The organism is Agathobaculum desmolans ATCC 43058 (genome assembly GCF_000701665.1).
Taxonomy (GTDB): Bacteria; Bacillota; Clostridia; order Oscillospirales; family Butyricicoccaceae; genus Agathobaculum; species Agathobaculum desmolans.
On the sequence record NZ_JNJN01000086.1, the window covers coordinates 1 to 2,926 of the forward strand.

Annotated in this window: 2 protein-coding genes and 1 pseudogene; all 3 read right to left on the reverse strand. The window is 44.1% G+C overall.

Features of this window, described 5'->3' with window-relative positions; all coding sequences use genetic code 11:
* Nucleotides 1-335: 335 nt before the first annotated feature.
* Nucleotides 336-833: pseudogene (locus tag T363_RS0113620) on the reverse strand (ABC transporter ATP-binding protein); the annotation flags it as partial.
* A gap of 62 nt (nt 834-895) precedes the next feature.
* Nucleotides 896-2,131: a sensor histidine kinase gene (locus T363_RS0113625; protein WP_031476719.1), complete on the reverse strand. Its 1,236-nt coding sequence runs from the start codon at nt 2,129-2,131 to the stop codon at nt 896-898.
* Between the two features lie 9 nt (nt 2,132-2,140).
* Nucleotides 2,141-2,824: a response regulator transcription factor gene (locus T363_RS0113630; RefSeq protein WP_031476721.1), complete on the reverse strand. Its 684-nt coding sequence runs from the start codon at nt 2,822-2,824 to the stop codon at nt 2,141-2,143.
* Between the last annotated feature and the right edge of the window lie 102 nt (nt 2,825-2,926).

Sequence of the window (2,926 nt, forward strand, 5' to 3'; positions counted from 1 at the left end):
CTCACCGAGACTCACTGTGAGTCTCGGTGAGTTCCTCTCATATTCTGGCACACTCTGCGTCCACTTTCAATTCGCCGTCCTATTTGACGCTTACAGTATACCCACTTATCGTAAAAAAGCTATTCGGACATACCACTAAAATATTACCTTTATACCTGTCTATTATAGACAATAAAAAACCTGCTACAAGGATGTCTTTCCTCATACCAGATATCAATACTTTCTTCCTACTCCATACACATTTTTTCTCATTACTTGTGTATCATGTACCTATATTGTCATGTAATCCTACTGTGTACACGCTATGTACAGTAAGCACATGGGGTTCAGTTTACGTCCGCCAAAATCAGTGCAGGTCGTGTAACCAAAGCCCTGCCGATAGCGACACGCTGTTGCTGGCCACCGGAGAGCTGACTGGGAAGATGATGACGGCGTTCGGTCAGTCCCAAAACATTCAGCAGCTCGTTGACAAACCTCTGGTCTGGCCGCTTGTAGTCAAGCAGCAACGGAAAAGTGATGTTCTGTTCTACATTCAGTTCCGGGATCAGATTAAATGACTGAAAGATAAAACCGATGTGTTGCCGCCGGAACACGGTCAGTTTTTTCTCCGGCATTGAGAAAATATCCTGACCGTCGATCCAGACCTTGCCGGAAGTGGCTTTGTCCAGAGCACCCACAACATTCAGCAACGTACTTTTGCTGGAGCCGGATTCACCAATAATGGCAATAAATTCACCTTTGCGAACCGAAAATGTTGCATGACGCAACGCTTGAACCGCTGCTTCACCTTTTCCATAGGTTTTGCACAAGTCCTGTACTTCAAGAATATTCATACGCAGTACCTCCTTATGGTCACATCATAACCCCTTCGGCTTACTTCCAAGTGACCTGCATCTTACTCATTTGTAAGGCTGAAAAAGTTCAATGTGAAGGTAGTTCCAACATCGAGTGTGCTGGTTACAGAAATAGTTCCCCCATGTGCCTCCACAATAGATTTAGCCAGCGGTAAGCCCAATCCTATCCCATGCACATCTGACGAAAAGCGGCTGCGGTAAAAGCGTTTGAAAATGTTGTATAAGTCCTCTTGGTGGATACCTTTGCCATCGTCTGTAATGACGATCTGAGTCAACAGGGGTGATTGTGTCCATTGCACCGAAATGTGACCGCCCGGTTGTGTGTGTTCCAAAGCATTTTTGACGATATTTCCAATCGCCTCCGACATCCATAGTGCATCGCAATTAAGAGAAATATCATCCTTACCCGAAAGGGTGATCTCTTTGTGATCCTGTTCTGCCCATGTTTCAAATCGTTCCAAAACATCTTGCATGAGAGCGGAAACATTTTCTTCTGCTTTTTCCATCTGTATAATTCCCGCATCCAGGCGCGCCAGTTTGAGCAGTGTATAAATAACGTTCTCTATTCGCTTAATCTCTCGTTGAGATTTTTCCGAAAAGTTCGCCACCGTTTCGGCTTCTCCTTTATGACTGCTTATGATTTCATGGTACATTTTCAAAGCAGATAGCGGCGTTTTAATCTGATGTGATACATCCGAAATGATGTCCTGTAAGAACTCCTTTGTCTGCTTCTGGCTCTCTGCATGGGCGGAGAGAATAGTCGCCATTTCATTGACATCATGGAAAAGGCTATACCAATCACCGGTTTGGGAACATTCAATTCTGGACATAGAATTGCCATCCAAAAATTCTCGAATCTTACTTCCGGCATCATCAATAGCTCTATGCTGGCGTCGCAGATAAAACAGCAGAACCAGATATACCATACCGAACAGAAACAACAGCAGCAAGAATAGATACAGCATCGTCTGATTGCGATATTCCCGAACAGTGGGCAATAGCTGCATAGATGTTGCTTCACTGTATCCAATAGAGGTCAGCGCTTCTTTGCCTCGTTCTATATCGCTTTCGTTGGGGTGAGCAGTAAAAGCTGAAATCTGCAATTTATCCTCATGGTTCAGCTGGTAGCCGGAAACACCATAGTCATGGAGCAACATCTCATGTTGGAAGTCCTTTGCAAGTAAAAACGAAAGTCCTGCGGCAAGTAGAAATGAAATAAGGCAGATGACGGTGATTGCCAACAGTAGATTCTTTGTTTCTTTCCCTAATTTGCCCATACCTTGTCCTCACTCAACGACCCATTTATAACCGATACCTCGTTCCGTCAGCAAGTATTTAGGCTGATTGGGTGTGTCCTCAATTTTGTTTCTCAGCCGCCGGATATACACAGATAGAGTATTATCGTCCACAAAATTACCGTTGCCATCCCACATCCGATCCAGAATCATTTCGCGCGGCATAAGGTGATTGGGATTTTGCATGAACAGACACAGCAATTTGTATTCCACCAATGGGAGATCAAGCGGTTTTTCATTTTTCCAGACGAGCCGCTCTGCCGTATCCACACGAACGCCATTAGCTTCCAAAAAGGTATCTGCTTTGGAAAACTGCAAGGAACGGCGCAGGATTGCCTTAATTCTGGATAGAAGTTCATTCAGCTTGAATGGTTTGGTGATATAATCGTCGGCACCCATATCAAGTCCTCGGACAATGCTGATTTCCTGATCCGAAGCTGTCAAAAATATAATGGGAACGGTTGAGCTGTTCCGTACCGCTTTGCAAACATCGAAGCCTGTGCCATCTGGGAGCGTAACATCCAGCAAAAGTAAATCATAGGTGTTCTTTCGGAATAGGGCCAAAGCCTCCTTTACAGTTTTGGCATTGTCCACCATATATCCACTTGCTTCCAAAGTATATTGCAATCCATCAATCAGGCTCAAATCATCTTCAACATAAAGTATCTTTTGCATTTTTTTGCTCCTCGTATAATAAGATTTGCAGATGATTTTTAAGTGTATCTGCTTAGTTCACTCCGTGTAACCAACAGGCTTAGAGATACCCGTGATACAATA

What these genes read in the sequence shown, in the direction of transcription:
- T363_RS0113625 (WP_031476719.1), bottom strand. Translation starts at nt 2,131, where the DNA reads ATGGGCAAATTAGGGAAAGAAACAAAGAATCTACTGTTGGCAATCACC.
- T363_RS0113630 (WP_031476721.1), bottom strand. Translation starts at nt 2,824, where the DNA reads ATGCAAAAGATACTTTATGTTGAAGATGATTTGAGCCTGATTGATGGA.